The sequence below is a fragment of the Streptomyces sp. NPDC057939 genome, assembly GCF_042887545.1.
Lineage (GTDB): Bacteria > Actinomycetota > Actinomycetes > Streptomycetales > Streptomycetaceae > Streptomyces.
Map to the genome: position 1 here is coordinate 56,123 of NZ_JBHVPG010000020.1, position 24,986 is coordinate 81,108.

The window sequence follows — 24,986 nt, forward strand, 5'->3', positions numbered from 1 at the left end:
ACCGTCAAGAGGTCCAGACCTTACCTCCAGTGCTCGTCCAGATCCCCCAACTCCTGTGCCAGTACCGCAGCTTGGACCCGACTGCGCAGCCCCAGCTTCCCGAGCAGGCGACTGACGTGCGTCTTCACCGTCGCCTCCGCCATGTCCAGGCGTACGGCGATCTCCGCGTTCGACAACCCCTCGCCCAGCGCGCCGAGCACCTCCCGTTCGCGCCGCGTCAGCGAATCGACGGCCGCAGCCGTCTCCGGCGCCACCGAGGGCCGCTGCGCGCGGGGCGCGGCGAACTCGGCGATCAGGCGCCGGGTGACCGCGGGGGCGATCAGCCCCTCGCCGCGCGCCACCGTGCGGACCGCCTCGATGAGTTCCGCGGCGTCGGCGTCCTTCAGCAGGAACCCGGAGGCTCCGGCGCGCAGCGCGCCGAAGACGTACTCGTCGAGGTCGAAGGTCGTCAGCACGAGGACGTCCGCCAAACCCTCGGCGACGACCTGCCGGGTGGCCGCGACCCCGTCCAGTCGGGGCATCTGCACGTCCATGAGGACCAGATCCGGCCGAAGATCCCGGGCGAGGCGCACGGCCTCCTCCCCGTCGGCGGCCTCGCCCACCACCTCGACGTCGCCCGCGCTGCGCAGGATCATCACCAGGCCCGCGCGCACCGCGCTCTGGTCCTCGGCGACCAGCACCCTGATGTTCCGCTGGTTCATGCCCGTACGGCCCCTTCCTCGGCGGGCAGTGTCGCCCGCACCTGCCACACGGACCCGACGGGGCCCGCGGTGAACGTTCCGCCGAGCAGGTCCGCCCGCTCGCGCATGCCGATCAGCCCCGCCCCGGAGCCGGGTGCCCGAGGGCCGTGCCGGACCTCGTAGGGGGAGTCCACCCCCACCGACAGCAGGCCGTCCTCACAGGTCACCCGGATGGTGACGGTGCCCGGGCCGGCGTGTTTGAGGGCGTTGGTCAGCGACTCCTGCACGATCCGGTACGCCGCCAGCTCCACCGGGGTCGGTACCGCCGGTCCGGCCTGCGGGCGGCCGTCGTGCAGGACGAAGTCCAGCCCGCTGGCGGCGCCGTTGGCCCGGGCCCGACCCAGCAGCGCCTCCAACCCGTCGAGGGTGGGCACCGCGACGGCGTCGCCCCCGGCGCCCGCGTCCCGCAGCAGCCCGATGAGCCGACGCATTTCGGCCAGGCCCTGCACGCTGTTCTCACGGATCACCCCGAGGGCCTCGCGGCTCGTCGCGGGGGAGTCGATGGACAGCGCGGCCGTCGAGTGGATGGCGATCGCCGAGAGGTGGTTGGCCACCATGTCGTGGAGTTCGCGGGCCATCCGGGCCCGCTCGGCGGCGACCGCCTGGGAACGGTCCATTTCGGCCAACAGGGCCGTCTGCTCGGCGCGCAGGCGGGCGGCGATCGCCGCGTCGCGGTGGTTGCGCAGGGTGGCGCCGGTCATGGCCGGGCCGAAGGTGATGATGCCCGCGACCACACCGATCAGCAGGGCCTGCGGGGTGCGCAGCCAGGCCACGGAGCCGATGGTGATGGCGACGGTGGCGAGGCCGGTGCCGACCGGGAGCCGGCGGGCCATGGCGGGTTTCCCGTAGAGGACGGCCGCGTACATCAGGTCCGTGTACATGAGGATCGTGGCCAGATTTCCCACGGTGAACGTGTCGACGACGAGCGCGACCGTCCCCACGGACACGGTCACCGCGGGGTGCGTGCGGCGCAGCAGTTCGAGGGCGCCCATGACGAGCAACGGCGCCAGGGCCGCCCACGCGGGGGCGAAGTGCGGCCGGGTGTTGCTGTGCACCCCGAGGGACCAGAGGAGGAGTCCCGCGAGCACGCTGACCGACGCGATCAGGACATCGTCACGGTGGGGGCGGGGCAGCTTCTCGATCACCTCCCCATCCAACACGGCGGCGCGGCCGAGGACGTCGACACCGGGACGGAACCCGCACTACATCGAAGGATGCAGTGCGCTTTCGTCACCTGAGACGACGAAACGGCCCCCGGCGGGCGGCAGCCTTGAGGAGAACCGGAGAACCCGGAGAACGAGCGGAACGGAGAGAGACCGTGATCGTCGCGCTGATCATCGCGTGTGAGGTCGGCTTCTGGGTGCTGCTGGCGGCCGGGCTGGGCCTGCGCTACCTGGCGAAGATGCCCCGGCTGGGGGCCGCGGTCCTGCTGTGCGAACCGCTGCTGGAACTCGTCCTGCTGGTCGCGACCACCCTCGACCTGAAGAACGGCGCCACCCCCGACTGGAAGCACGGCGTGGCCGCCCTCTACCTCGGCTACACCGTCGCCTACGGCCACTACACGGTGAAGTGGCTCGACGGCCACGCCGCGTACCGGCTGGCCGGCGGGCCGAAGCCGGCCGGCGCCGGCCACGGCACGGCGCGCGCCGTCCACGAGTGGAAGCTGTGGGTCCGCACCGTCGTCGCCGCGGCCGTCGCGATGGGCCTGCTCCAGGCCGCCATCTGGTTCGTCGGCGACGCGGGCGACGTCAGCTCGCTCGCGAGCTACCAGGGCGCGGCCCTGCGCATCGTCGGCATCCACGGCGTCATCGCCGTCTGCTACACGATCTGGCCGAAGAAGGCCCCGGCAGGAGCGGAGCCCGAGCGCGTGGAGGCGGGCCCCCGCGCCTGATGCCCCGCCCGACCGGCCGGACCTCGCGGCCGCGGAGCTAGCGCTCGCCGCCGGGCACCCACAGCACGTCCCCGACCTCCTTGTTGGCCACCCGGGCCAGGATGAACAGGAGGTCGGAGAGGCGGTTCAGGTAGGTGGCGGTCAGCGGGTTCATCACCTCGCCGTGCACCTCCAGCGCCGCCCACGTCGAGCGCTCGGCGCGCCGGACCACCGTGCAGGCCTGGTGCAGCAGGGCCGCGCCGGGAGTGCCGCCGGGGAGGATGAAGCTGCGCAGCTTCTCGACCTGTTCCAGGAAGAGGTCGCAGTCCGCCTCCAGCTTGTCGACGTAGAACTGCTCGACCCGCAGCGGCGGGTACTCCGGCGCCTCGACGACCGGGGTGCACAGGTCCGCGCCCACGTCGAAGAGGTCGTTCTGCACGCGGACCAGGACCTTGACGACCTCTTCGGGGAGCGCGCCCAGCGCGATCGCCGTCCCGATGGCCGCGTTGGCCTCGTTCGCGTCGGCGTACGCCGAGATCCGCAGGTCCGTCTTCTGCGTCCGGCTCATGTCGCCCAGGGCGGTCGTGCCCTTGTCGCCGGTACGGGTGTAGATGCGCGTGAGGTTCACCATGCGGCCAGGGTAGACCGGGCCGGTGGAGCCCGCGGAGAGCTGCTCCCCGGTGGGGGCCGGGTGAACTGGAGGGCTGTGCAGGGGTGCTGGGCCGTACCAGTGTGATGTCCGTCATCTGAGACGTGACGCGTGTTACTTCGCGGTCACACCGCCCTCCACGGACGCTAGTCTCCGCCGAAGAGGCTACGAGACTGGGCCGAGTGAAGAACTAAGGGGTGTGCAGTGGCTGGGAAGCTCGCCGTCATCGGTGCCGGACTGATGGGTTCCGGGATCGCTCAGGTCTCCGCTCAGGCGGGTTGGGACGTCGTCCTGCGGGACGTCACGGACGCCGCGCTGACCCGCGGTACCGACGGGATCAAGGCTTCGTACGACCGGTTCGTCGCCAAGGGCAAGCTGACGGCCGAGGACGCCGAGGCGGCGCTGGGCCGGATCACCACGACCACCGATCTCGGTGCGGTCGCCGACGCCGACATCGTCGTCGAGGCCGTCTTCGAGAAGCTGGAGGTCAAGCACGAGATCTTCCGCGCGCTCGACGAGCTGGTCCGCGACGACGCGGTGCTCGCCTCCAACACCTCCGCCATCCCGATCACCAAGATCGCGGCCGTGACGAAGCGTCCGGAGCGGGTCGTCGGCGCGCACTTCTTCTCGCCCGTCCCGATGATGCAGCTGTGCGAGCTGGTGCGCGGCTACAAGACCAGCGACGAGACCCTCGCCACCACCCGGGCGTTCGCCGAGTCCGTCGGCAAGACCTGCATCGTCGTCAACCGCGACGTCGCCGGCTTCGTGACGACCCGTCTGATCTCCGCGCTCGTCGTCGAGGCCGCCAAGCTCTACGAATCGGGCGTCGCCTCCGCCGAGGACATCGACATCGCCTGCAAGCTGGGCTTCGGGCACGCCATGGGCCCGCTCGCCACCGCGGACCTCACGGGCGTCGACATCCTGCTGCACGCCACCAGCAACATCTACACCGAGTCGCAGGACGAGAAGTTCGCGCCGCCGGAGCTGATGCGCCGGATGGTCGACGCGGGCGACATCGGCCGCAAGAGCGGCCAGGGCTTCTACAAGCACTGAGCACCACCGTTCGAATGGCTTCACCCTCCGGGGTGAATTAGGTATCGGTTCGCTCACGGTCGGCAACTTCCCTGCCCGCGAGGCAGTCAGTTGCAGTGAGAGTTGCCGACCACGGGAGTCGGACCACACGCACGCAGTACAGCCGGGGAGTACACATGCACATCAGGGGCGACCACGCCGAACTCGCGGTCGGGGGTCGCCTCGACGTGCGCAGCGCGGCGGACGCCCGTACGGCCCTGCACAGTGCCCTCGACGACGGCCACGGCGACCTCGTGCTCGACCTGACCGCACTCGACTCCTGGGACGCGACCGGACTCGGCGTGATCATGGGAGCCCACCGGAGGGCCGGCCGGACCGGCCGGCGCCTCGTCCTGCGCGGGGTCCCCGCGCAGATGCAGCGGCTCCTCGTCGCGACCCGGCTGCACCGCATCCTCGCGATCGAGGGCGGACTGGAAGCGGAGTCCCTGCCCCGGGTATGACGGCGTCCGGGGCCCCGCCCCGGACCGACCCGGGGCGCGGCCGGCCCCCACGGGCCGCCGCGGAGAAAAGGGGCTGCGTTCCGCGGCCCCCTTCCGCTTTCATGGCCGCATGGTGTCCACCGACCGAGCGCTGGCCTTCGCGGCCATGTCGTTCCTCCTGATCGTGATCCCCGGGCCCAGCGTGCTCTTCGTCATCGGACGGGCGCTGGCCCAGGGCCGGCGCGCCGCGCTCACCACGGTCCTCGGCAACACGATGGGCGCCTACGTGCTCGTCGTGGCCGTCGCCCTGGGCGTCGGGGCCGTCGTCGAGCGATCGGTGCTCGTCTTCACCGCGCTCAAGCTGATCGGCGCCGGCTACCTCGTGTACCTGGGCGTCAAGGCGTGGCGCCGGCGCGGGGAGCTGCACGCGGCCGTCACCGGCGACGCGCCCCCGGAACGCGGAGGGCTGCGGACCCTGGGGGAGGGCTTCGTCGTCGGCGTCGCCAACCCCAAGACCATGGTGTTCTTCGCCGCCGTCCTGCCCCAGTTCGTGGACCGCTCGGCCGGCAACGTGACCGCGCAGATGCTGTTCCTCGGTCTCGTCTTCAACCTGATCGCGATCGTCCTCGACAGCGCGTGGGGCCTGGTCGCCGCCGGTACCCGGGACTGGTTCGCGGGCTCGCCGCGACGGCTCTCCCTGGTGGGCGGCGCCGGCGGACTCACCATGATCGGCCTCGGCGTCACCGTGGCCGTCACCGGACGCAAGGACTGAGGGACGCGCCGCGACCCCTCCCGGGGGAAACGTAACGGTCCGGTGGTGAAGGCACCCCGGCGGTTCCCGCGCGGCGGACCACGGTCTAGGGTTCGGGCGGAAACCGGACCAGTAGCGACAGCGGCGAGCGAAGGCCGGGCGTAACGACGGCGGCGGCGCGCGCGACGCGATCGGGGGACTTGGTCATGGACCGTACACAGGGGCAGCCCGATCGGGGCGGGCAGGCGCAGGCGCGTCCCGACGGCCCCACCGCGGAACGGACGCAGCACCCCACGCCCCCCGACGGCCCGACCCCCGGCGCGGCCCTCGTACCGGCCGCCGCGCCGCCCGCGCGCGTCGTCACCCTCACCGCGGGAACCTTCTCCCTCACCGTCAACCCCGTCGACGGCAGCGAGATCGAACCCCTGCGCCCCGGCACGGCCGCGCGCCGCCCCGCCAAGCGCGACGCCGCCGCCCGCGCCGCCCGCGACACGGTCGCGCGACCACCCGTCCTGCCGGGACCCCCGCTGCCCGCCCGGCCGCTCCTGGAGCGCGCCGAGGAACGGGAACGCCTCGTCCGACTGCTGGGTCGCGGCCGCTCCGTACGCCTGACCGGACCCGCCGGATCGGGCCGCACCGCGCTCCTCGACTCCGTCGCCACCGCCTGCGCGGGCCTCGCCCCGGACGGGGTCGTGAGGCTCAACGGCCACGGCCACCACCAGCCCGGCGAACTCCTCCAGGCGCTGTACGGGGCCGTCCACGACTCCGGCGACGAACGGCCCGACCGTACGGAACTCCTCGCGCGGGTCGGGGAGATCGGCGCCATCGTGCTCCTCGACGACCTGGAACTGGGCGGCGCCGCGCTCGACGAGCTGCTGCGCGCCACCCCCGAATGCGCCTACCTGCTGGCCGCCACCCCCGACACCAAGGCCGCCTCCGACGACTCGCACCTGGAGGAGGTCCACCTCGGCGGGCTCGGCAAGGCCGACTGCGTCCTGCTGCTGGAGGCCGCCACCGGACGGGCCCTGACGGAGGAGGAGACCGCCTGGGCCGGTGACCTGCGCTTCGCCTCCGAAGGGCTGCCGCTGCGCTTCGTCCAGGCGGCCGGACTGCTGCGCCAGCGCGACGAACTGAACCGGGCCGCCTCGGAGGACGACGACGAGGAACCCGGCGTCTTCGAGGAACGCCCCCGGGACCCCGCCCACGTGCCGCTGCCCACCCTCGCCGAGGCCGCCGCACCCGCCGAACTGCTGGCCTCCCGGGTCAGCGAGTCCGCCCGGGCCGCCCTGCGGATGGCCTGCGCGCTCGGCGGCGAGCTGCCGCACCACGCCCACCTCCCCGCCCTGGTCGGGGACACGCACGCGGACTCCGCCGTCGCCGAACTCCTCGGCTGCGGGCTGATCACCCCGGTCGGGCCGCGCTACCGGCTCGCCGAGGGCGTCGCCCGGCAGCTGGAGGAGGCCGGGTACGGGGACACCGCCACCGAGGAGGCCCGGACCGCCGCCCGCCACTACGCCTGGTGGACCGGCCACGCCTCGGTGACCCCGACGCGCGTCGCCGCGGAGGCCGACGCGGTGCTGGCCGCCCTGGCCGGCGCCGACGTGGTGGCCGCCGTACTCCTGGCCCGTACGGCCGCCCCAGCCCTCGCCGCCTCGCTGCACTGGGAGGCCTGGGAGCGGGCGCTGCGCGCGGGCGCGGAGGCCGCCCGCAAGGCGGGGGAGGTCGCCGAGCAGGCGTACTTCCACCACGAGCTGGGCGTGCTCGCGCTGTGCGAGGGCCGCCTCGACCGGGCGCGCGCCGAACTGGAGGCCTCCATCGGGCTGCGCGGAGCGCTGGCGGACAAGCGCGGAACGGTCGCCGGACGCCGGGCGCTGGCCCTCGTCACCGACCGGGAGGCGGCCCGGGCGCAGGCCTCGCCGCCGCTACGGCTGGAGCCGCCGACGGCCGCGCCGCCGAGCGCCGCCACCGTCGCCCTGCCCGGGACCGCTCCGGCCGCGACGCCGAGCCCGTTCGCCGCCCCGACGCCGAAGGCGGTGCCCGCCGCGGCCCAAAGACCGGCCCTGACCTCCGGAACCTCCGGAGCGGCGGCCGCGATGCCCGCCGCGGCCGCGCTGCCGGTGGCGGCGCCCCGGGGCGAGGCCGTCACGCAGGTCACCCCGGTCGTCCGCGGCGCGGCCCCGGCCACCGGTACCGCGCCGGCGACCCTGACCGAGGTCTTCGAGGACGCGTTCCCGCCGCTGACCAAGCCCGCCCCCGCCGCCGTACCCGCGCCCGCCCCGGCCCCGGGGGCCGAGCCGGGATCCCGTCGCAGGACCGTGCTGCTCGCCGCCGCCGGGGTGCTCACGGTGGCCGCTCTCGGCACGGTGATCGGCCTGGCCCTGACCTCGGGGGAGGAGGAGGCACCCAGCAAGCCGGCGGTGTCCTCGACCCCGACGCCCGTGGCCCCGGAGCCGCCGTCCGTGCCGGGAAACAGCGGAACCGACCCCGCGCCCGAGCCCGGTACGACGCCCCCGCCCGCGCAGTCGCCCGGCCCCGAGGAGGCCCCCGGCGAGGCCGGGGACGGAGCACCGGACGGCGGCCCGACGCCCCGCACGACCCCGCCGCGACGCCCCGGCGTCCCCCCGGTCACGCCGCGGCCCCCGGGGAAGCCGACGCCCACCCCGACGCCCACGCCCCCGGGCCCCGACCCGGACCCGAAGCCCGACCCGGGCACCCCGGAGCCCAGCGTCACCCCGACGCCCCCCGAGACGCCGCCCGCGACCGCCACGCCCCCGGCGACCACCCCCGCGAGCGTCAGCGCCTCGGCGGTCGAGGTCTCCCCGACCGCCAAGGCGACGTAGCGTCCGCACCCCGGACATGACGAAGGCCCCCGAAGCCGTCTCGGGGGCCTTCACCGTGTCCGGGGTGCGGACCCGCGTCGAAAGGAGCGGTCAGAACAGGCGGAGCTTGTCGTCCTCGATGCCGCGCATGGCGTTGTAGTCGAGCACCACGCAGTCCATGCCGCGGTCGTTCGCGAGCACGCGCGCCTGCGGCTTGATCTCCTGCGCGGCGAACACGCCGCGGACCGGGGCCAGATGCGGGTCGCGGTTCAGCAGTTCCAGGTAGCGGGTGAGCTGTTCGACGCCGTCGATCTCGCCGCGTCGCTTGATCTCCACCGCGACGGTCGCACCGGAGGCGTCCCGGCACAGGATGTCGACGGGGCCGATGGCCGTCATGTACTCGCGCCTGATCAGCGTGTAGCCCTCGCCCAGCGTGTCGATCCGGTCGGCGAGCAGCTCCTGGAGGTGCGCCTCGACACCGTCCTTGATGAGACCGGGGTCGGTGCCCAGCTCGTGGGAGGAGTCGTGGAGGACTTCCTCCATGGTGATGATGAGCTTCTCGCCCGCCTTGTTGACGACGGTCCAGACGCCGGCGTCGTCACCGCTCCCCTCCTTGAGGGTGCACGGGGGCGACATCCAGTTGAGCGGTTTGTACGCCCGGTCGTCCGCGTGGATCGAGACACTGCCGTCGGCCTTCACGAGGATCAGACGGGGTGCCGAGGGCAGATGGGCGGTGAGCCGGCCCGCGTAGTCGACGGAGCAGCGGGCAATGACGAGACGCATGGTCGGCAACGCTACTCGACGGATGTGCCTCCACGCGATTCGCCCCTGAAAGCCCCGTTCGCCGATGGCGCGTTGTATGCGCATTCTCCTGGTGCGGTACCCGGTGGGCGCCTACCGTGGTGAGCGGGAGGTCGTCGAGCGTGCACGCTGCGTCGCGATCTCCTTCCCTGCCCGTAAGACTCCGGCAACCCAACGGCCGGAGTCACGAGAGGAGAACCCATGTCGCTCGACGTCTCACCGGCCCTACTCGAACAGGCCGAGCGAGGCGAGGTCGACGAAGCAGCCTTCGTCGACTGCGTCCGGACCTCCCTGCCCTACGCATGGGAGATGATCAGCTCGTTGACGGCCCAGCTGGAGGTTGAGGGCGGAGAGTTCGCCGACAACCAGACGCCGCCGCCGGACGAGCAGGCGCGCGGGCAGCTGCTGCGCGCGCTCGCGAGTGACGCGATACGTGGTGCGCTTCAACGGCACTTCGGGGTGCGCCTGGCTTTCCAGAACTGCCACCGCGTGGCGGTCTTCCCGCTGGATTCCTCGTCGGATGAGAGGCACGCCCGGTTCACCTCGATCCGTGGCCAGCTGCTCAACCAGTCGCCGGAGATGCGGGACTGCTAGCAGGACCGGTACTTCGCTGCCGCTCCGTGTCGCGGGAGGTGCGACTGACACCGGAGCGGCAGCCCAGGCCGGGTCCACCGAAGCTCAGGCCCCGGCCGCCTCCAGCCGCGGCAGCACCTCGGCGCCGAGGCGCCGTACGTTCTCCTCGGTCGCGGCGAGGTCCCCGGAGCCTTCCGTCAGCAGGGCGAAGCGCGTGATCCCGGTGCGTTCCGAGGTCGCCGCGAGCCGGTCCGCCGCCAACCTCGGGGTGCCGACCGGATGCAGGGCGCACAGCAGTTCCGTGTAGGCGACGGGATCGCGCATCGCGCGCTGCCGGCCGTCGACCGTGACGTGCGCGTCCAGGCCCTGACGGAACCATCCCGGCATCGCCTTGACCAGGGTCTCGCGGGCGTCCGCCGTCCGGTCCGCCAGTTGGCAGACGCCCGCCGAGACGTGTCCGGCCGCCCGTACGGCATCGGGGTCGTGGCCCGCCGCCAGCGCGGTCCGGCGCCACATCGCGACCATCGCGGCCTTGTCCTCGTCACCGCAGTGCATGCCCAGCAGCATCGGCAGTCCGCGCTCCGCGGCCGCGCGCACCGACGCCGGGGAGGTGCAGGCGACGATCACTTCCGGCCCACTCCCGTCCCCGTCCAGCGCCTCGTCCGGTCGCGGTACGACGGCCACCTCGCGGAACGCGTACCGGTCGCCGGTGGCCCCCACGCGCGGCTCGGTCAGCCAGCGCCGCAACAGGTCGAGGTCCTCGCGGAAGCCGCTCTCGTACGCCTCCAGGCCGCCCCCGAACACCTCCAGGTCCACCCAGGGCCCGCCCCGGCCCACCCCGAGGGTGAACCGGCCCCCCGAAGTGACGTGCAGCAGGGCCGCCTGCTCCCCGAGGGCCACCGGGTGCGTGCTCGGCAGCACGCTCACCGCGGTCCCCACCCGCAGCCGCCGGGTCCGCCCCAGCAGCAGCGCCGCCAGGGTCACCGCCGACGGGCAGACCCCGTACGGCACGAAGTGGTGCTCGGCCAGCCAGACGGAGTCCAGCCCGGCCTCCTCGGCGACCTCGGCGGTCCGCACCGCCCGGTGCAGTGCCTCCCCCTGTCCCTGGCCCGGAAACTGGGCCGCCAGTACAAACGCTCCTACGCGCATCGCCCTTATCCTCCTCGCGGCTGACGCGGCCTCCCCCAGGCGGACCGACTCGCTGATGGCATCAACGTCTGATGGCAACAACGTCTGACACGTGCCAAAGGCACGGCCTCACCGGAAAGTTATTGAGATTGTCGGGCCGGTCGGTCGAAGTGCTCCGGCCTTCTCCGGCCACCCTGCGGGTACCCCGGCTCGCTGCGCGTAGTCTGGGAGAAAGTCACTGCCCGCTGCCCATTCGTGAGGTATACGTGTCACCGCGCCACAACCGCCCCAGGGGCGGCGAGACCCCGGACGAACGACCCGCAACCGGCCTCGACCGGTTCGGGCTGGAGCGGACCGAGGAGTACCAGGGCGAGGAGTGGAAGGTCCGGCACGTGGCGGGCGCCGCCGCGGCGGGCAAGCGCTACCGATGCCCCGGCTGCGACCAGGAGATCCCCTCGGGCACCCCGCACCTCGTGGCCTGGCCCGAGTACGGCGGCGTGGACGACCGGCGGCACTGGCACAAGGCCTGCTGGAACGCGAAGGACCGCCGCACCTCGAAGGTGCAGCGGTCCCGGAACGCGCCCAGGTACTGACGGGGCCGGCGCGGCCTCAGACGTCCCGGCGCCGCACCACGACGTACGAGGCGGCGACCATGGCCCCCGTCACGGTGAGGAGCAGCAGCAACTGGGCCCCGTTCCCGGGGGTCGGCGAGCCCTCTATCGTCGCGTTCTCCTGGACCCCGAAGAACTGGACGAGCGCGACCGGCGCGTTGTAGCGCATGACGGCGGCCCCGATCGCCGCCGTCGAGGGCCAGGCGGTCAGGATGGAGCCGAGCACGGGGGGCAGGGTCACCACGCCCAGCATGACGGCGATGCCGCCCGCGGAATGCCGTACGAGCGCGCCGACGGCCAGGGCGAGGACCCCGAGCAGGGTGACGTAGAAACAGCCGCCCACCGCGTTCGCCCACGCCGAGACCCAGCGGGATCCGTCGGGCGACGCCCGGTGCACCAGGGCGGCGGACAGGCCGACGACCGCCACCGAGCCCACGATGACGGCGAAGGAGACGGCGCCGAAGACGAGGTACTTGGCGGTGAGGACCCGCATCCGCTCGGGGGCCGCGGTGAAGGTGGTGCGGATCAGCCCGGTGCCGTACTCGGAGCAGATCGTCAGCACGCCGAGGACGATCACGGCGATCTGGCCGACCATGAGGCCGAACAGGGCCGGCCCCGTGTACGGCGTCTTCATGTAGTCCGCGCCGCGGGTCTGGACGATGGCCAGCAGGCCGACGCCGACGACCAGGGCCACCAGGGAGCCGAGCGTCCACAGGGTGGAGCGCACCGAGGTCAGCTTGGTCCACTCCGAGGCCAGCGCGTGGCCCAGGTGCGGCCGCGGGGTGGGCAAGGGCGAGGTGTAGCCCGTGGTCGGTTCGGGGCGGCCGGTCATCTGTGGTCCTCGGAGGTGCTCTGGGCGTTCTCGGGCGTGCGGGCCGGGTCGCCCTGCCGTACGGCGGGGGCGAGGTCGGCGGCGCTGCCGGGCATCAGGAAGGGCCGTCCACCCGCCGTGGGGGGTGGGGGAGCGAAGAAGCTCGCCGCGGTCTCCGTCGGGACCTCCGTGGCCGCCGCCTCCTCCTCCCAGTCGGGAACGGTCAGCGGTTCGGGTTCCCACAGCTCGGCGCGGGGGTCCTCGGTGGAGGTGTACTCCAGGGAGGACTGCGTCATCCGCATGTAGGCCTCCTCCAGCGAGGCCCGGTGCGGGGACAGCTCCCACAGCCGCACCCCGGCCCCGTGGGCGACGTCGCTGATGCGGGGGAGCTCCAGCCCGGTGACCCGCAGGGCCCCGTCGGTCTCCTGGAGGACGCGGGCGCCCGCCTTGACGAGCGCCGCGCCGAGGACGACGCGGCCGTCGGTCCCGTCCGCGGCGGGACGGACCCGCGCGAATCCGGCCGAGTTGTGCGTGATGAAGTCCTGGGTGGTCATGTCGGCGAGCAGCCGGCCCCGGCCGATGACGATCAGGTGGTCGGCTGTCAGCGCCATCTCGCTCATGAGGTGCGAGGAGACGAAGACGGTGCGGCCCTCGGACGCCAGCCTTCGCATCAGGTTCCGGACCCAGAGGATGCCCTCGGGGTCGAGGCCGTTGACCGGCTCGTCGAAGAGGAGCACCTGGGGGTCCCCGAGGAGGGCGGTCGCGATGCCGAGGCGCTGGCCCATGCCGAGGGAGAAGCCCTTGGTGCGCTGCCGGGCGGCGTCCTGGAGGCCGACCACGCCCAGCACCTCGTCCACCCGCTTCTCGGGGATGCCGGAGAGCTGGGCGATGGACAGCAGGTGGGTGCGGGCCTTGCGGCCGCCGTGCATGGCCTTGGCGTCGAGGAGGGCGCCGACGTGCCGCTGCGCGTTCGGCAGCTCCCGGAACGGGGAGCCGTTGATCGTGACATGACCGGCAGTGGGCCGGTCCAGGCCGACGATCATGCGCATCGTGGTGGATTTGCCGGAGCCGTTGGGCCCAAGGAAACCGGTCACGTGACCCGGCCTGACCTGGAACGACAGCTGCTCGACGGCGGTCTTCGCGCCGAAGCGCTTGGTCAGGCCGACTGCCTCGATCATCGTGCTGCCCCTTGCCAGGCCCGGAAGGCTCTCGTCCGTATGAGCCTTAAGAGGGTATCGAGCCTACGTCGGTTCCCGCCCGGACCGAATCCCTGAGCTGCCCCTGAGATCCGGCTCCGGGATGTCCCGTAGTACCTGGGGGGGTCCGTCCTGCGACGGACCCCCCAGGGTTGCTCCTGGGTCAGGCGTCGCGCTTCTTCAGGACGACGTAGCCCCCGAGTACCGCGGCGAGCGTCCACAGCACCATGATCCCGAGGCCGCCCCACGGCCCGTACGGGGTCTCACCGCTGTCCATCGCGCCGGGCACCACCTGCATGATCTTGGAGCCGGCCTGGTCCGGGAAGTACTGCGCCACCTTCCGGGTCGTCTCGACGGCTCCGAGGATGGTCGAGACCAGGAAGAAGAACGGCATCAGGATGCCGAGCGCCAGCATCTGGCTGCGCAGGATGGCCGTCACGCCCATCGAGAACAGCGAGATCAGCGCCATGTAGAGGCCGGCGCCGATCACCGCCCGCAGGACGTTGTCCTCGCCGATCCCGATGCTGCGATCCCCCAGGATCGCCTGGCCCAGGAAGAACGAGATGAAGCTGGTCAGCAGGCCCACGACGAGGGCGAGCGCCGTCGCCACGGTGAGCTTGCCGAAGAGGAAGCCCGCTCTGCCCGGCACGGCGGCCAGCGAGGTGCGGATCATGCCCGAGTTGTACTCGCTGCCGACCACCAGGACACCGAAGACGATCATCGCGAGCTGCCCGAGGGTCATGCCCGCGAAGCTCGCGAGGGTGGGGTCGAAGGTGATCTGCTGTTCCTTCGGCATGTCGTCGAAGGTGGAGTTGAACAGTGCGCACAGCGCGGCGCTGATGCCGACGGTGACGACGAGCGCGGAAGCCAGGGTCCACGTGGTGGAGGCGACCGTGCGGATCTTGGTCCACTCGGAGCGGAGGACTGCGGAGAAGGCCATGATCACTCGCCGTCCTTGCGCGTCGCGTCGAAACCGGCGCCCCAGGCGGCGGCGTCGACCGGACCCGGAACCGGGCCCGCGGGCGTGCCCGGCGCGTGGGCGTGGTACTCGACGGAGTCAGCCGTCATGCGCATGAACGCTTCCTCCAGTGAAGCCCGTTGCGGGCTGAGTTCGTGCAGCACGATCTGGTGCTGGGCGGCCAGCTCGCCGAGCCGCTCCGACCCCACACCGTCGATCTCCAGCGCACCGGTGGCCGGCACGCCGACGGCGGTGATCCCGGCCTCGTGCAGGACGTCCTTGAGCCGTTCCTGCTGCGGCGAGCGCAGCCGGACGAAACTCCGCGAGTTCTGCTGGATGAAATCGGCCATCGACAAGTCGGCGAGGAGCTTCCCCTGTCCGATCACCACCAAATGGTCGGCGGTCAGCGCCATTTCGCTCATCAAGTGGGACGACACGAAGATCGTCCGACCTTCCGAGGCCAGGCCCTTCATGAGATTGCGGATCCAGAGAATTCCCTCCGGGTCCAGACCATTGACGGGTTCGTCGAACATGAGGATCTCCGGATCCCCGAGCAGCGCGGCGGCGATTCCCAGCCGCTGCCCCATCCCGAGCGAAAATCCTTTCGACTTCTTCTTCGCCACGGCCGTCAACCCGACCAGGTCCAGCACCTCGGACACCCGGCTCTCCGGGATCCGGTTCGACTGGGCGAGACAGAGAAGGTTGTTGTACGCGCTGCGCGCGCCGTTCATGGCTTTCGCGTCGAGCAGCGCTCCGATGTACTTCAAAGGCTCCGGCAGGTCCCGGTAGTGCTTGCCGTCGATCCTGACCGTCCCGCTGGTCGGGTTGTCGAGGTCGAGCATCATGCGCATGGTCGTGGACTTCCCGGCCCCGTTGGGGCCGAGGAAGCCGGTGACCACCCCCGGTTTGACCTGGAAGCTGAGGTGGTCCACGGCGGTCTTCGCGCCGAATCGTTTGGTAAGGCCCTCAAGCTCGATCATGCCGACACGCTAGAACGCCGAAGGGCCGTACGCCACCTCGAATGGGTGACATACGGCCCACGGACCCACTGTTTCGCTACCAGCGCGTAGCAACGGCCTTCGGGAGGAAGCCCTAGCGGCTCTGCTGCGCCGGCACACCACGGGTCACCGGCTCGTCGTCGATCGGGGTGCCCGCGGCCGCCACGGCCGCGCCCGTCAGCGTCGCCAGCATCTCGCGGACGTTGGTCAGCTGCGCGTTGATGGAGTCGCGACGGTTGGTGAGCGCCGCCAGCTCGCGCTCGGACTCGCTGCGGATCCGGTCGGCCTTGGCGTTGGCGTCGGCGACGATGTCCTCGGCCTGGCGCTGCGCGGTCTCCACGGTCTGGCGGGCGCGGCGCTCGGCGTCCGTACGGAGCTTCTCGGCCTCCAGGCGGAGCTGCTCGGCGCGGTGCTCGATCTCGGCGAGGCGCTTCTCGGCCTTCTGCTGACGCGAGGCCAGGTCGCGCTCGGACTGCTCGCGCCGCTTGGCCAGGTTGGTCTCGAAGTCCGCGGCGGCCTGGGCGGCCTTGGCGCGGGTCTCCTCGAACAGCGCGTCGGCCTCCTCGCGCTTGGAGGCCGCGTCCTTCTGCGCCTCCGCACGCAGGGTCGACGCGTCACCCTTGGCCTTCTCGACGATGCGGACGCCCTCGTCCTCCGCCTTCGACTTGCGGTCCGACGCGAACGACTCGGCGTCGTTGCGCACCTGCTGGGCCGCCGACTCGGCCAGCTCCCGGTGCTGCTCGGCAGCGCGACGGGCCTCCTCGCGCAGGTCCTTCGCCTCCTCCTCGGCCAGCCGCAGGATCTTCTCGACCCGGGCGCCGAGGCCGGCGTACGACGGCTCGGCATCGCTTACCTGGGCCTGGGCGTTCTGCGTTTCGAGGTGCAGCTCCTCGATCCGCTTTTCCAGAGAGTTGATACGTCCTAGGGCGCTGTCGCGGTCGGAGACCAGCTTGGTAATGCGGTCGTCCACCTGACCGCGGTCGTAACCACGCCGCACGAGCTCGAAGCCGAAGGGGGAGTGAGAGTCGCTCATGGGGTTCCTGTCGAATGAGACCAATGAGGTGCTACGTGAGGTGTTAAGGGGAATCCTAGGCGCCCGGGCGGCGTGTCATCGAGTCAATCCGTGTTTGCCCTGGACAATGACACCCCTTTTGAGTGGCAAGGCGACGGATTGCTGGTCACTCGTCCGCCTGAACCTTCATCAGGAGCACACATCGGCAGCACACATCATGAGTTCCGACTACCCCTCGGATGTCTTGCCACCCGAACGAGTGGAACCCGCTGTTGCGCCGGCCTTCACGCCCCCCGTGCCCTGACCGCCCAACAGGGGCTTTCCGCCACCCGAAGGTGCCTCGAATGATTCCAACGCCTCAAGAACGTCCTGGACACGGGAGATCTCCGCCTGAATGTCCTCGCGCCTGCGCACCAGGACCTCCAACTCCCGCCGGCCCTCGTCGACCAGGCGCTCGGCCTCCGCGCGGGCCTCGGACAGCGCCGCCTCGGCGATCCGGACCAGTTCGGCCTTCTTCGTCTCGGCCTCCTTGAGCAGCGCCTCCGCCTTGCGCACCGCCGCGATCCGGACCTTGCCGGCCTCGCTGCTCGCGTCCGACACCAGGGCCTTGGCCTTCGTCTCGGCCTCGACGCTCTGCTCGGTCGCCGCCCGCACCAGCTTGTCCACGCGCTCGCCGGCGGACTTCATCTGCTCCGACGACTCCCGACGGGCCCGCTCGTGCAGCTCCTCGACCTCGGACTCGACCCGGGAACGCAGCTCCTCCGCCCGCTCCCTTATGGCGGCCGCGTCCGTACGCGCCCCGACCAGCAGCTCGTCCGCGTCCGTACGGGCCTTCTCCACCGTGGAGTTGCCCTCCACGGTCGCCTCCGCCGTGATCCGCTCGGCCTCCTTGCGCGCCGCGTCGACCATCGCGTCGGCCTGTTCCTCGGCCGCCGTGGTGGCGGCCAGGGCCTGCCGGCCGGCGTCGGCGGTGAGCTTGTCCGCCTCCGCCGAGGCCTCCGTGATGAGCCGGTCGACCTGCTCCGCGGCCTCGCTGCGCCGCTTGTTGGACGCCTCCCGGGCCTCGTCCAGCAGCCGCTCGGACTCCGTACGGGCCTGCGCACGCGTGCGCTCGGCCTCGGACGCCGCCTGCGCCTTGACCCGCTCGGCCTCCGACCGGGTCCGGGTCGCGTGCTCCTGCGCCGAGGACAGCGACTCCGCCGCCTCCGCGCGCAACCGCTCGGCCTCGTCGCGGGCCTCGCCGACCGTGCGCTCGTTGTCCTTGCGGGTCTGCTCGGTGAGCTTCTCCGACTCGGAGACGGCCTCGGTGATGAGCCGGTCCGCCTGCTCGGCGGCGTCGGTGCGCAGCCGGCCGGCTTCCGTGCGGGCCTCGTCGAGCGTCTGCTCGGCGTCCCGCTCGGCCGCTGCCAGCGTCTCGTTCGCCGCGACCGTGACGCGGTCGGCCTCCGCGGTGGCCTCGCCGATGATCCGGCCGCCCTCGGTGCGGGCCTCGTCCAGGGTGTTCGCCGCCTCGGCGAGCAACCGCTCCGCCTCCGCGGCGGCCTCGCCGACGGTGGCCTCGTTCGCCGCGCGGGTCTCCTCGACCAGCCGGTCGCCCTCGGTGCGTGCGTCGACCAGGATCCGCGTCGAGTCCCGCTCGGCCGAGGCGAGCGTCTCCGCCGCCTGCGCGGTGAGCCGTTCCGCCTTCGCGGTGGCCTCGCCGACGGTGGCCTCGTTGGCCGCGCGGGTCTCCTCCGTGAGGCGCTCGGCCTCGGCCGCCGCCCCGGACACCAGCCGGTCCGCCTGCTCGGCGGCCTCGGTGCGCAGCCGGCCTGCCTCCGTACGGGCCTCGTCCAGCGTGCCCGCCGCCTCGGCGCGGGTCGCGTCCGCGGCCGCCAGCGCCTGCGCGGTCAGCCGCTCGGCCTCCGCCGTGGCCTCGCCGACCGCGAGGGCGTTCGCCGCCGCGGTCTCCGCGGTGACGCGTTCGGCCTCCGCCGTCGCCTCGGCGACGATCAGGCCGCCCTCGGTGCGCGACGTCTCCAGGGCCTCCGCCGCCTCGCCGCGGATCCGGTTCGCGTCGTCCCGGGCGTCCGCCCGGGTCCGCGCCGCGTCGCGCTCCGACGCCGCCAGCGCGTCCGTCGCCTCGGTGCGCAGCCGCTGCGCGTACTCCGCCGTGTCGACGCGCAGTTGCTCGGACTCGGCGATCGCGTCTCCGACCGTGCGCTCCGCCAGGGCCTTCGCCGCGTCCGTCTCGACCCGGGCCGCGTCGCGGACGCGGGCCGCGTCCTCGGCCGCGCGCTCACGCTCCGCGCGGGCGTCGGCGCGGACCCGGTCCGACTCCTCCTCCGCCTCGGTGCGCGTACGGTCCGCCGCGTGCTCGGCGGCGCTGCGCAGTCCGGCGATCTCCTCCTCGGCCTGCTCGTGCAGCCCGGCGACGGCGTCGCGCACCTGCTGGGCGGTGGCCTCGGCCGCCGCGACCACCTCGGACGCGCGCCGCTCGGCCTCCTCGGTCAGCCAGACCGCCTCGGCGGTGGCCTCCTCGGAGCGCTTGCGGGCCTGCGCGAGGAGCTCCTCGCTCTGCTCGCGGGCCTGCGCCCGCTCGTTGCCGGCGTCCGTCCGGGCCGCCGACAGGGTCTCCTCGGCCTCCCGGCGCCGCCGCGCGGCCTCCTCCTGGGCGGCCGACAGGGCCTCGGCGGCCTCCGCGGCGACCCGCTCGGCAGCGGCCTTGGCCTCGGCGCGCAGCCGGTCCGCGGTCTCCTGCGCCTCGGTGCGCAGCCGCTCCGCCTCCACCTCGGCCTCGCCGCGCAGCCGTACGGAGACCTGCTCGGCCTCCGCGCGGACCCGCCCGGCGTCCTCCGCCGCGTCGGTGCGCAGCTGGTCGGCCTCCGTCTGGGACTGGGCCTGGAGGGTACGGATCCGCTCCGCCGACTCGGCGCGCAGCCGGTCGTTCTCCTCGGTGGTCTCCTTGCGGACGGCCTCCGCCGCCGCGCGGGCGTCGCGCAGCGTCTGCTCGGCCGTAGTGAGGCGGGTCTCGGCGTCCGTGTGGAGCCGGACCAGCTCCGCGTCGGCCTCCTCGCGCTTCGCGGCGAGGGCCTGCTCGGTCTCCTCGCGCCGGGCACGGGCCGCCGCGTCCGCCTCGGCGGCCACGGCCTGCGCCTGCTCCTCGGCCTCGGCGCGCAGCCGCTCGGCCTCGGCGCGGGTGCGCTCCAGGGTCTCCTCGGCCTGCCGGCGCAGGGTGGTGGCCCGCTCCACGGCCTCGGCGCGGACCCGCTCGCTCTCGGCGGTGGCCCCGCCGCGCAGTTCGTCCGCGTCGGCCTTCGCCTTGCCGAGGAGCTCCTCGGCGGTACGGGCAGCCTCCTCGATCTGCTGGACCGCCTCGCGGCGGGCCTCCCCGCGGATCCGCTCGCCCTCGGCGACGGCCTCCGCGCGCAGCTGTTCGGCCTCGCCGCGCAGCCGGCGGGCCTCCTCCTGGAGCTCGACCGTGCGGGCCCGGTACTCCTCGGTGTCGTCCTTGGCGGCGCCCTTGAGCTCGTCGGCCGTGGTCGCCGCCTGGGCGCGCAGCCGCTCCGCCTCGGACTCCGCCTCGCGGCGGATCCGTTCGGCCTCCTCGGACGCGGCGCGGGTGGTGGCCCGGGCGTCCTCGGAGGCCTTGTTCAGTACGTCCTCCGCCGTGCGCGCGGCCTTCGCCAGCTGCGCCGCGGTGTCCTCGGCGGCGGCCGTACGGGCCTGCTCGCCGGCCTCGGTGCGCAGTCGCTCCGCTTCCGCGCGGACGTCGGCCAGGGCCTGCTCGGCCTCCGCCTTGAGGGCCTCGGCCTCCTTGGTGGCCTCGCCGACCAGCCGGGCGACCTGCTCCTTGGCGGTCCGGGTGCGCTGCTCGTTGACGGACTCGACCGAGGCGAGCTGCCGGGCGGCGCTCTCCTTGGCGTCCGCGAGCAGGGTCTCGGCCTCGGCGCGGGCCGTGCGCAGCGTTCCGTCGGCCTCCTGGACGCGGGCCTCGGCGACCCGGCCGAGGTCCATGGTCTGCTGCCGGGTCTGCTCGGCCTCGGCGCTGGTGCTGCTCCGCAGCCGCTCCGCGTGCTCGGTGGCCTCCTGGGCCTGGGCGGAGGCGGCGGCCAGCAGCCGCTCGGCCTCCTTGCGGGCGCGCAGCAGCGTGGACTCGGCCTCGCCGCGGGCGGTCTCGGTGTCGGCGGCGAGCCGGCGGCGGGCCTCCTCGACGGTCCGGGCGGCCTCGGCGCGGGCGGCGTTCAGCGCCTGCTCGGCCTCGGCGCGGGACTCGTCCATGAGGCGGCGGGCCTGGGACTCCGTACGGGCGCGCAGCTGCTCGGCCCAGGCGACGTTCTCGTTGACGTGCGCCTCGACGGTCTGGCGGCGCTCGTTGAGTTCCTGGTCCAGCCGCTGACGACGGTTGACGGCCTCCGAGTGCAGCTCGGCCTGCAGGCGCGCCTGGTGCTCGGCGTGCTCCTGGAGGATCCGCTGCGTCTGCGCCCGGGCGTCGCGCAGCTCGCGCTCGGCGTCGGAGCGCATCTGGTCGGCCTGGATCTGGGCGTTGCGGAGCAGTTGCTCCGCCTGATAGCCCATGTCCGCGCCGTCGTAGGCAGGGCGGGACGCGAGATTACGGCGTACCTCGTGGAGCTTGGCGCGCAGCACCTCGACCTGGTAGCCCAGGTCTTCCGCGTGCTGGACGGCCTTCCCGCGCTCCTTCTTCAGCCGCTCCATCTCGGCCTCGAAGCGCGAGAGGTGGTCGGCCTCGGCCTGGTGGCTCTCCTGGCTTTCGTAGCCCCGCACAGCGCGGTCCCATCCGTCCCCTGGTCGCAAGCTCATTTCCAAATGAGCATCGCTCGCCCGCTGAACGACGCCCCCGGGGGAATGGTGTCAGATACCGGGGCAGGGGTCACAGGCCCCGACCCCGTCTCCGCACCGAACCCCGGCCGAGCCATGGCCACTCTACCGGCCGGGGAATCGGGACATCAGTGCGCTCTCGATGAGGCGCCCGCCCCCGGGCGCCGGATGGAATCCCGCGGGCGGCACCGAATGCGAGGTTCGCGGTGTTCGTCCAGCTCTTCGGGTCAGTGGGAGGCGGTCGGGTCCTCGGGCTTGGAGGTGACGAGTTCGGTGAGGACGCCGTGGCAGTCCTTCGGGTGCAGGAAGGTGATCCGGGAGCCCATGGAGCCGATGCGGGGCTCGTCGTACAGGACGCGGACGCCCTTGCCGCGGATGGCCTCGGCGTCGCCGTCGACGTCGGCGGTGCCGAAGGCGATGTGGTGGACGCCCTCGCCGTTCTTGGCGAGCCACTTGCCGACGGCCGAGTCCTCGCGGGTCGGCTCCAGCAGCTGGAGGTAGGAGGCGCCGCCGTCGGACGTCTCGTTGATCTTGAGCATGGCCTCGCGGACGCCCTGTTCCTCGTTGACCTCGGAGTGGAACACCTCGAAGCCGTACGTGGCACGGTAGAACTCGACGGTCTTGTCCAGGTCGAAGCAGGCGATCCCGATGTGGTCGATTCTTGTCAGCATGGGAACACTTCACCGCCGAGGAGGGTGGTCACGCAACGTGCCAGCGATCACACCGACTGCCCGGTGACTGCGCGGGTACCGCTCAGTACATTCAGGTAAACCCTCGTTCACTCCTCAGCTTCCCTTGTTGAAAGGGGATCCGCCTCATGTCCGGATCGAACAGCACCACTTCCGTGATCGTCGCCGGGGCCCGCACGCCCATGGGACGCCTGCTCGGCTCGCTGAAGTCCTTCTCGGGAGCCGACCTCGGCGGTTTCGCCATCAAGTCCGCGCTGGAACGGGCCGGCATCTCCGGCGACCAGGTCCAGTACGTGATCATGGGCCAGGTGCTCCAGGCCGGCGCGGGCCAGATCCCCGCCCGCCAGGCCGCCGTCAAGGCGGGCATTCCGATGAACGTCCCGGCGCTCACCATCAACAAGGTCTGCCTCTCGGGCCTGGACGCCATCGCGCTCGCGGACCAGCTCATCCGCGCCGGTGAGTTCGACGTCGTGGTCGCGGGCGGCCAGGAGTCGATGACCAACGCCCCGCACCTGCTGCCGAAGTCCCGCGAGGGCTTCAAGTACGGCGCCATCGAGATGCTCGACGCGATGGCCCACGACGGCCTCACCGACGCCTTCGAGAACATCGCGATGGGCGAGTCCACCGAGAAGCACAACACCCGCCTGGGCATCGAGCGCGCCCCGCAGGACGAGTTCGCCGTCGCCTCGCACCAGCGGGCCGCCGCCGCGCAGAAGAACGGGATCTTCGAGGCCGAGATCACCCCGGTCGAGATCCCGCAGCGCAAGGGCGACCCGGTGCTGTTCGCCGCCGACGAGGGCATCCGCCCCGAGACCACGGCGGAGTCCCTCGGCAAGCTGCGCCCGGCCTTCGCGAAGGACGGCACCATCACCGCCGGCACCTCCTCGCAGATCAGCGACGGCGCCGCCGCCGTGGTCGTGATGAGCAAGGCGAAGGCGGAGGAGCTCGGCCTGGAGTGGATCGCCGAGATCGGCGCCCACGGCAACGTGGCCGGCCCGGACAACTCGCTCCAGTCGCAGCCGTCGAACGCGATCGCGCACGCCCTGAAGAAGGAGGGCCTGGAGGTCGCCGACCTGGACCTGATCGAGATCAACGAGGCCTTCGCGGCGGTCGCCGTGCAGTCAATGAAGGACCTCGGCGTGACCCCGGAAAAGGTGAACGTCAACGGTGGCGCCATCGCCCTGGGCCACCCGATCGGCATGTCCGGCGCCCGCGTCGTGCTGCACCTGGCCCTGGAGCTCAAGCGCCGAGGCGGCGGCGTGGGCGCGGCCGCGCTCTGCGGCGGCGGCGGTCAGGGCGACGCCCTCGTGATCCGCGTTCCGAAGGCGTAGGTGGCCGTATGACGACGGTGGACGTCCCCGCGCTGGTCGCGCAGGCCCGCGAGGGCCGACCACGGGCGGTGGCCCGGCTGATCTCACTGGTCGAGGGGGCGTCGCCGCACCTGCGCGAGGTGATGGCCGCCCTGGCCCCGTTGACCGGCGGAGCGTACGTGATCGGCCTCACCGGTTCGCCCGGCGTCGGCAAGTCGACGTCGACCTCGGCCCTCGTGTCGGCCTACCGCAAGGCCGGCAAGCGGGTCGGGGTGCTCGCCGTGGACCCGTCCTCGCCCTTCTCGGGCGGGGCGCTCCTCGGCGACCGGGTCCGGATGTCGGACCACGCCGGCGACCCGGGCGTGTACATCCGCTCCATGGCCACCCGGGGACACCTGGGCGGCCTGGCCTGGGCGGCCCCGCAGGCGATCCGGGTGCTCGACGCGGCCGGCTGCGAGGTGATCCTGGTCGAGACGGTCGGGGTCGGGCAGTCGGAGGTGGAGATCGCCTCGCAGGCCGACACCTCCGTGGTGCTGCTGGCGCCCGGAATGGGCGACGGGATCCAGGCCGCCAAGGCCGGGATCCTGGAGATCGGCGACGTGTACGTGGTGAACAAGGCCGACCGGGACGGCGCGGACGCGACGGCCCGGGAGCTGAACCACATGCTGGGCCTGGGCGAGGCCCGCGGCCGGGAGGACTGGCGGCCGCCGATCGTCAAGACGGTCGCGGCCCGCGGCCAGGGCATCGACGAACTGGTCGAGGCGCTGGAGAAGCACCGCGCGTGGATGGACGAGCGGGGCGTGCTGGCCGAGCGCCGGGCCGCCCGCGCCGCCCGGGAGGTCGAGACGATCGCGATCACCGCACTGCGGGCCCGCCTCGCCGACCTGCGCGGCGACGCCCGCCTCGACGCGCTCGCGCGACGGGTGGCGCAGGGCGAGCTGGACCCGTACGCGGCCGCCGACGCGCTGCTCGACGGCCTGACGGAGGTCTGAAAGCCGGTCGGGGCGGCCCGGGACGCATCGCGCGCCCGGGGCCGCCCCGCCGTCACGTACGGGCCGCGGGGGCCCCGCGTGCGGACCTCAGTTGTTGTCGTTGTCGTCGCTGTTGTCGTCACCGTCGTCCGAGGACACGGTGACCTTGCCGTCCGTGGCGCCCACGTCGTAGTTCGACGTCTTGCCGTCGGCCGCCCTGACCTCGACGTTCCAGTGCGGCGCGGAGCCGTTGTCGTCATCGTCGTCCCAGTCGACCGAAACGACCGTGCCCGGGTGCGCGGCGAGGGCCGCCTTCATCGCCGCCGCGGCGGTGATCTTCGCTCCGACCAGACGGGCGTTCTCCGCCGCGTTGTCGTCCCGGTCCTTGTTGCGTTCGGTGACCGCGCCGGCCGTGGAGACCTCCAGCTCGGAGTTGGTGACGCCGTCCTTGCCGATCACGTTGACGTGCCAGATGGCACCGTCCTTGTCGAGGGACTCGACGACACCGGGGGAGTGCTTGAGGGCTGCCGCCGCAGCTCCGCCCGCGTCCACGTCCACCCGCGCGACGGCGGACGCGGGAGCGGTTCTCGATGTCGTCGGCGTCTCGGCGGTCGCCGCCGAGGCGGCTGCCACCGGACCTCCGGCCATCAGGACGACGGACGCGGCCGCGGAAACGTACAGGTTGCGCTTCATGGGCTGGACCTCCTCGGGCCGGCCGGGCGCTTACGGTCGCTCGGCGGACGGCCGGCTGTGAGCGATTACCGCCCATT

General features: G+C 72.8%; 22 protein-coding genes. 9 read left to right on the forward strand and 13 right to left on the reverse strand.

The genetic code is table 11. The features are described 5' to 3' along the window. Positions 1-20: 20 nt before the first annotated feature. On the reverse strand, positions 21-701 hold the full coding sequence (locus ACFVS6_RS22000; protein WP_389706082.1) for a response regulator: 681 nt from the start codon (positions 699-701) through the stop codon (positions 21-23). After that, positions 698-1,885 (reverse strand): sensor histidine kinase, encoded by a 1,188-nt coding sequence (locus ACFVS6_RS22005; protein WP_389706084.1) that lies wholly within the window; start codon positions 1,883-1,885, stop codon positions 698-700. Before ACFVS6_RS22005 ends, ACFVS6_RS22000 begins: the two co-directional genes overlap by 4 nt. Positions 1,886-2,058: 173 nt before the next feature. Between ACFVS6_RS22005 and ACFVS6_RS22010 the strand changes: the two genes are divergently transcribed. Further along, positions 2,059-2,631, forward strand: coding sequence for a hypothetical protein (locus ACFVS6_RS22010; protein WP_389706086.1), 573 nt, complete (start codon positions 2,059-2,061; stop codon positions 2,629-2,631). Positions 2,632-2,668: 37 nt separating this feature from the next. On the opposite strand, the gene ACFVS6_RS22015 is transcribed toward ACFVS6_RS22010, so the two are convergent. Continuing rightward, complete coding sequence (locus ACFVS6_RS22015) at positions 2,669-3,241, reverse strand: cob(I)yrinic acid a,c-diamide adenosyltransferase (protein ID WP_389706088.1); 573 nt, start codon at positions 3,239-3,241, stop codon at positions 2,669-2,671. A 222-nt stretch (positions 3,242-3,463) separates the two neighbouring features. Here ACFVS6_RS22015 and ACFVS6_RS22020 point away from each other — a divergent pair, with 222 nt between their 5' ends. The 4 genes from ACFVS6_RS22020 (at position 3,464) to ACFVS6_RS22035 (ending at position 8,361) form a co-directional block, all read left to right on the forward strand. After that, positions 3,464-4,312 carry a 3-hydroxyacyl-CoA dehydrogenase family protein gene (locus ACFVS6_RS22020; RefSeq protein WP_281209082.1) on the forward strand — a complete coding sequence of 283 codons (849 nt, stop codon included), beginning with the start codon at positions 3,464-3,466 and terminating at the stop codon, positions 4,310-4,312. A gap of 155 nt (positions 4,313-4,467) precedes the next feature. Next, positions 4,468-4,791 carry an STAS domain-containing protein gene (locus tag ACFVS6_RS22025; protein ID WP_389706090.1) on the forward strand — a complete coding sequence of 108 codons (324 nt, stop codon included), beginning with the start codon at positions 4,468-4,470 and terminating at the stop codon, positions 4,789-4,791. Positions 4,792-4,900: 109 nt separating this feature from the next. After that, positions 4,901-5,542 carry a LysE family translocator gene (locus ACFVS6_RS22030; protein ID WP_389706092.1) on the forward strand — a complete coding sequence of 214 codons (642 nt, stop codon included), beginning with the start codon at positions 4,901-4,903 and terminating at the stop codon, positions 5,540-5,542. Positions 5,543-5,727: 185 nt separating this feature from the next. Next, positions 5,728-8,361 (forward strand): ATP-binding protein, encoded by a 2,634-nt coding sequence (locus ACFVS6_RS22035; RefSeq protein ID WP_389706094.1) that lies wholly within the window; start codon positions 5,728-5,730, stop codon positions 8,359-8,361. A gap of 90 nt (positions 8,362-8,451) precedes the next feature. On the opposite strand, the gene nucS is transcribed toward ACFVS6_RS22035, so the two are convergent. Then, the gene (gene nucS / locus ACFVS6_RS22040; protein WP_356875545.1) at positions 8,452-9,123 is read right to left on the reverse strand and encodes an endonuclease NucS; all 672 of its coding nucleotides are present in this window, start codon (positions 9,121-9,123) and stop codon (positions 8,452-8,454) included. A 219-nt stretch (positions 9,124-9,342) separates the two neighbouring features. Between nucS and ACFVS6_RS22045 the strand changes: the two genes are divergently transcribed. Continuing rightward, complete coding sequence (locus ACFVS6_RS22045; RefSeq protein ID WP_281209691.1) at positions 9,343-9,735, forward strand: SCO5389 family protein; 393 nt, start codon at positions 9,343-9,345, stop codon at positions 9,733-9,735. 84 nt (positions 9,736-9,819) lie between these two features. On the opposite strand, the gene ACFVS6_RS22050 is transcribed toward ACFVS6_RS22045, so the two are convergent. Continuing rightward, positions 9,820-10,863, reverse strand: a complete 1,044-nt coding sequence (locus tag ACFVS6_RS22050) for an LLM class flavin-dependent oxidoreductase (protein ID WP_389706096.1) — start codon at positions 10,861-10,863, stop codon at positions 9,820-9,822. A 245-nt stretch (positions 10,864-11,108) separates the two neighbouring features. Between ACFVS6_RS22050 and ACFVS6_RS22055 the strand changes: the two genes are divergently transcribed. Next, entirely contained in the window at positions 11,109-11,435 is a 327-nt protein-coding gene (locus ACFVS6_RS22055) for an ATP/GTP-binding protein (RefSeq protein WP_389706098.1), read from the forward strand. A 16-nt stretch (positions 11,436-11,451) separates the two neighbouring features. Here the strand turns inward: ACFVS6_RS22055 and ACFVS6_RS22060 are convergent, their stop codons facing one another. The 7 genes from ACFVS6_RS22060 to mce form a co-directional block, all read right to left on the reverse strand. Continuing rightward, positions 11,452-12,285, reverse strand: a complete 834-nt coding sequence (locus ACFVS6_RS22060; RefSeq protein ID WP_389706099.1) for an ABC transporter permease — start codon at positions 12,283-12,285, stop codon at positions 11,452-11,454. Next, positions 12,282-13,442 carry an ABC transporter ATP-binding protein gene (locus ACFVS6_RS22065; protein WP_389706101.1) on the reverse strand — a complete coding sequence of 387 codons (1,161 nt, stop codon included), beginning with the start codon at positions 13,440-13,442 and terminating at the stop codon, positions 12,282-12,284. The genes ACFVS6_RS22060 and ACFVS6_RS22065 overlap by 4 nt, the downstream gene beginning before the upstream one ends. Positions 13,443-13,623: 181 nt before the next feature. Continuing rightward, complete coding sequence (locus ACFVS6_RS22070) at positions 13,624-14,400, reverse strand: ABC transporter permease subunit (RefSeq protein WP_389706103.1); 777 nt, start codon at positions 14,398-14,400, stop codon at positions 13,624-13,626. A 2-nt stretch (positions 14,401-14,402) separates the two neighbouring features. Beyond that, positions 14,403-15,398, reverse strand: a complete 996-nt coding sequence (locus ACFVS6_RS22075) for an ABC transporter ATP-binding protein (protein WP_389706105.1) — start codon at positions 15,396-15,398, stop codon at positions 14,403-14,405. Between the two features lie 112 nt (positions 15,399-15,510). Further along, a complete protein-coding gene (locus ACFVS6_RS22080; RefSeq protein ID WP_281209697.1) occupies positions 15,511-16,449 on the reverse strand; it encodes a cellulose-binding protein in 939 nt (312 codons plus the stop codon). Between the two features lie 207 nt (positions 16,450-16,656). Beyond that, positions 16,657-21,192: a polarized growth protein Scy gene (gene scy, locus ACFVS6_RS22085; RefSeq protein WP_389706107.1), complete on the reverse strand. Its 4,536-nt coding sequence runs from the start codon at positions 21,190-21,192 to the stop codon at positions 16,657-16,659. 281 nt (positions 21,193-21,473) lie between these two features. Next, the gene (mce, locus tag ACFVS6_RS22090; protein WP_319192680.1) at positions 21,474-21,917 is read right to left on the reverse strand and encodes a methylmalonyl-CoA epimerase; all 444 of its coding nucleotides are present in this window, start codon (positions 21,915-21,917) and stop codon (positions 21,474-21,476) included. 146 nt (positions 21,918-22,063) lie between these two features. Here mce and ACFVS6_RS22095 point away from each other — a divergent pair, with 146 nt between their 5' ends. Continuing rightward, positions 22,064-23,266, forward strand: a complete 1,203-nt coding sequence (locus ACFVS6_RS22095; RefSeq protein ID WP_389706109.1) for an acetyl-CoA C-acetyltransferase — start codon at positions 22,064-22,066, stop codon at positions 23,264-23,266. Positions 23,267-23,274: 8 nt separating this feature from the next. Then, entirely contained in the window at positions 23,275-24,237 is a 963-nt protein-coding gene (gene meaB / locus ACFVS6_RS22100; protein WP_389706111.1) for a methylmalonyl Co-A mutase-associated GTPase MeaB, read from the forward strand. A gap of 87 nt (positions 24,238-24,324) precedes the next feature. Here the strand turns inward: meaB and ACFVS6_RS22105 are convergent, their stop codons facing one another. Then, positions 24,325-24,909 (reverse strand): PepSY domain-containing protein, encoded by a 585-nt coding sequence (locus tag ACFVS6_RS22105; protein WP_389706113.1) that lies wholly within the window; start codon positions 24,907-24,909, stop codon positions 24,325-24,327. Positions 24,910-24,986 lie beyond the last annotated feature (77 nt).

Coding starts and splice junctions, on each gene's coding strand:
- ACFVS6_RS22030 (WP_389706092.1), top strand. CDS start 4,901: ATGGTGTCCACCGACCGAGCGCTGGCCTTCGCGGCCATGTCGTTCCTC.
- ACFVS6_RS22025 (WP_389706090.1), top strand. CDS start 4,468: ATGCACATCAGGGGCGACCACGCCGAACTCGCGGTCGGGGGTCGCCTC.
- ACFVS6_RS22050 (WP_389706096.1), bottom strand. CDS start 10,863: ATGCGCGTAGGAGCGTTTGTACTGGCGGCCCAGTTTCCGGGCCAGGGA.
- mce (WP_319192680.1), bottom strand. CDS start 21,917: ATGCTGACAAGAATCGACCACATCGGGATCGCCTGCTTCGACCTGGAC.
- ACFVS6_RS22080 (WP_281209697.1), bottom strand. CDS start 16,449: ATGAGCGACTCTCACTCCCCCTTCGGCTTCGAGCTCGTGCGGCGTGGT.
- ACFVS6_RS22095 (WP_389706109.1), top strand. CDS start 22,064: ATGTCCGGATCGAACAGCACCACTTCCGTGATCGTCGCCGGGGCCCGC.
- ACFVS6_RS22045 (WP_281209691.1), top strand. CDS start 9,343: ATGTCGCTCGACGTCTCACCGGCCCTACTCGAACAGGCCGAGCGAGGC.
- meaB (WP_389706111.1), top strand. CDS start 23,275: ATGACGACGGTGGACGTCCCCGCGCTGGTCGCGCAGGCCCGCGAGGGC.
- ACFVS6_RS22035 (WP_389706094.1), top strand. CDS start 5,728: ATGGACCGTACACAGGGGCAGCCCGATCGGGGCGGGCAGGCGCAGGCG.
- ACFVS6_RS22015 (WP_389706088.1), bottom strand. CDS start 3,241: ATGGTGAACCTCACGCGCATCTACACCCGTACCGGCGACAAGGGCACG.
- ACFVS6_RS22105 (WP_389706113.1), bottom strand. CDS start 24,909: ATGAAGCGCAACCTGTACGTTTCCGCGGCCGCGTCCGTCGTCCTGATG.
- nucS (WP_356875545.1), bottom strand. CDS start 9,123: ATGCGTCTCGTCATTGCCCGCTGCTCCGTCGACTACGCGGGCCGGCTC.
- ACFVS6_RS22060 (WP_389706099.1), bottom strand. CDS start 12,285: ATGACCGGCCGCCCCGAACCGACCACGGGCTACACCTCGCCCTTGCCC.
- ACFVS6_RS22065 (WP_389706101.1), bottom strand. CDS start 13,442: ATGATCGAGGCAGTCGGCCTGACCAAGCGCTTCGGCGCGAAGACCGCC.
- ACFVS6_RS22000 (WP_389706082.1), bottom strand. CDS start 701: ATGAACCAGCGGAACATCAGGGTGCTGGTCGCCGAGGACCAGAGCGCG.
- ACFVS6_RS22075 (WP_389706105.1), bottom strand. CDS start 15,398: ATGATCGAGCTTGAGGGCCTTACCAAACGATTCGGCGCGAAGACCGCC.
- ACFVS6_RS22070 (WP_389706103.1), bottom strand. CDS start 14,400: ATGGCCTTCTCCGCAGTCCTCCGCTCCGAGTGGACCAAGATCCGCACG.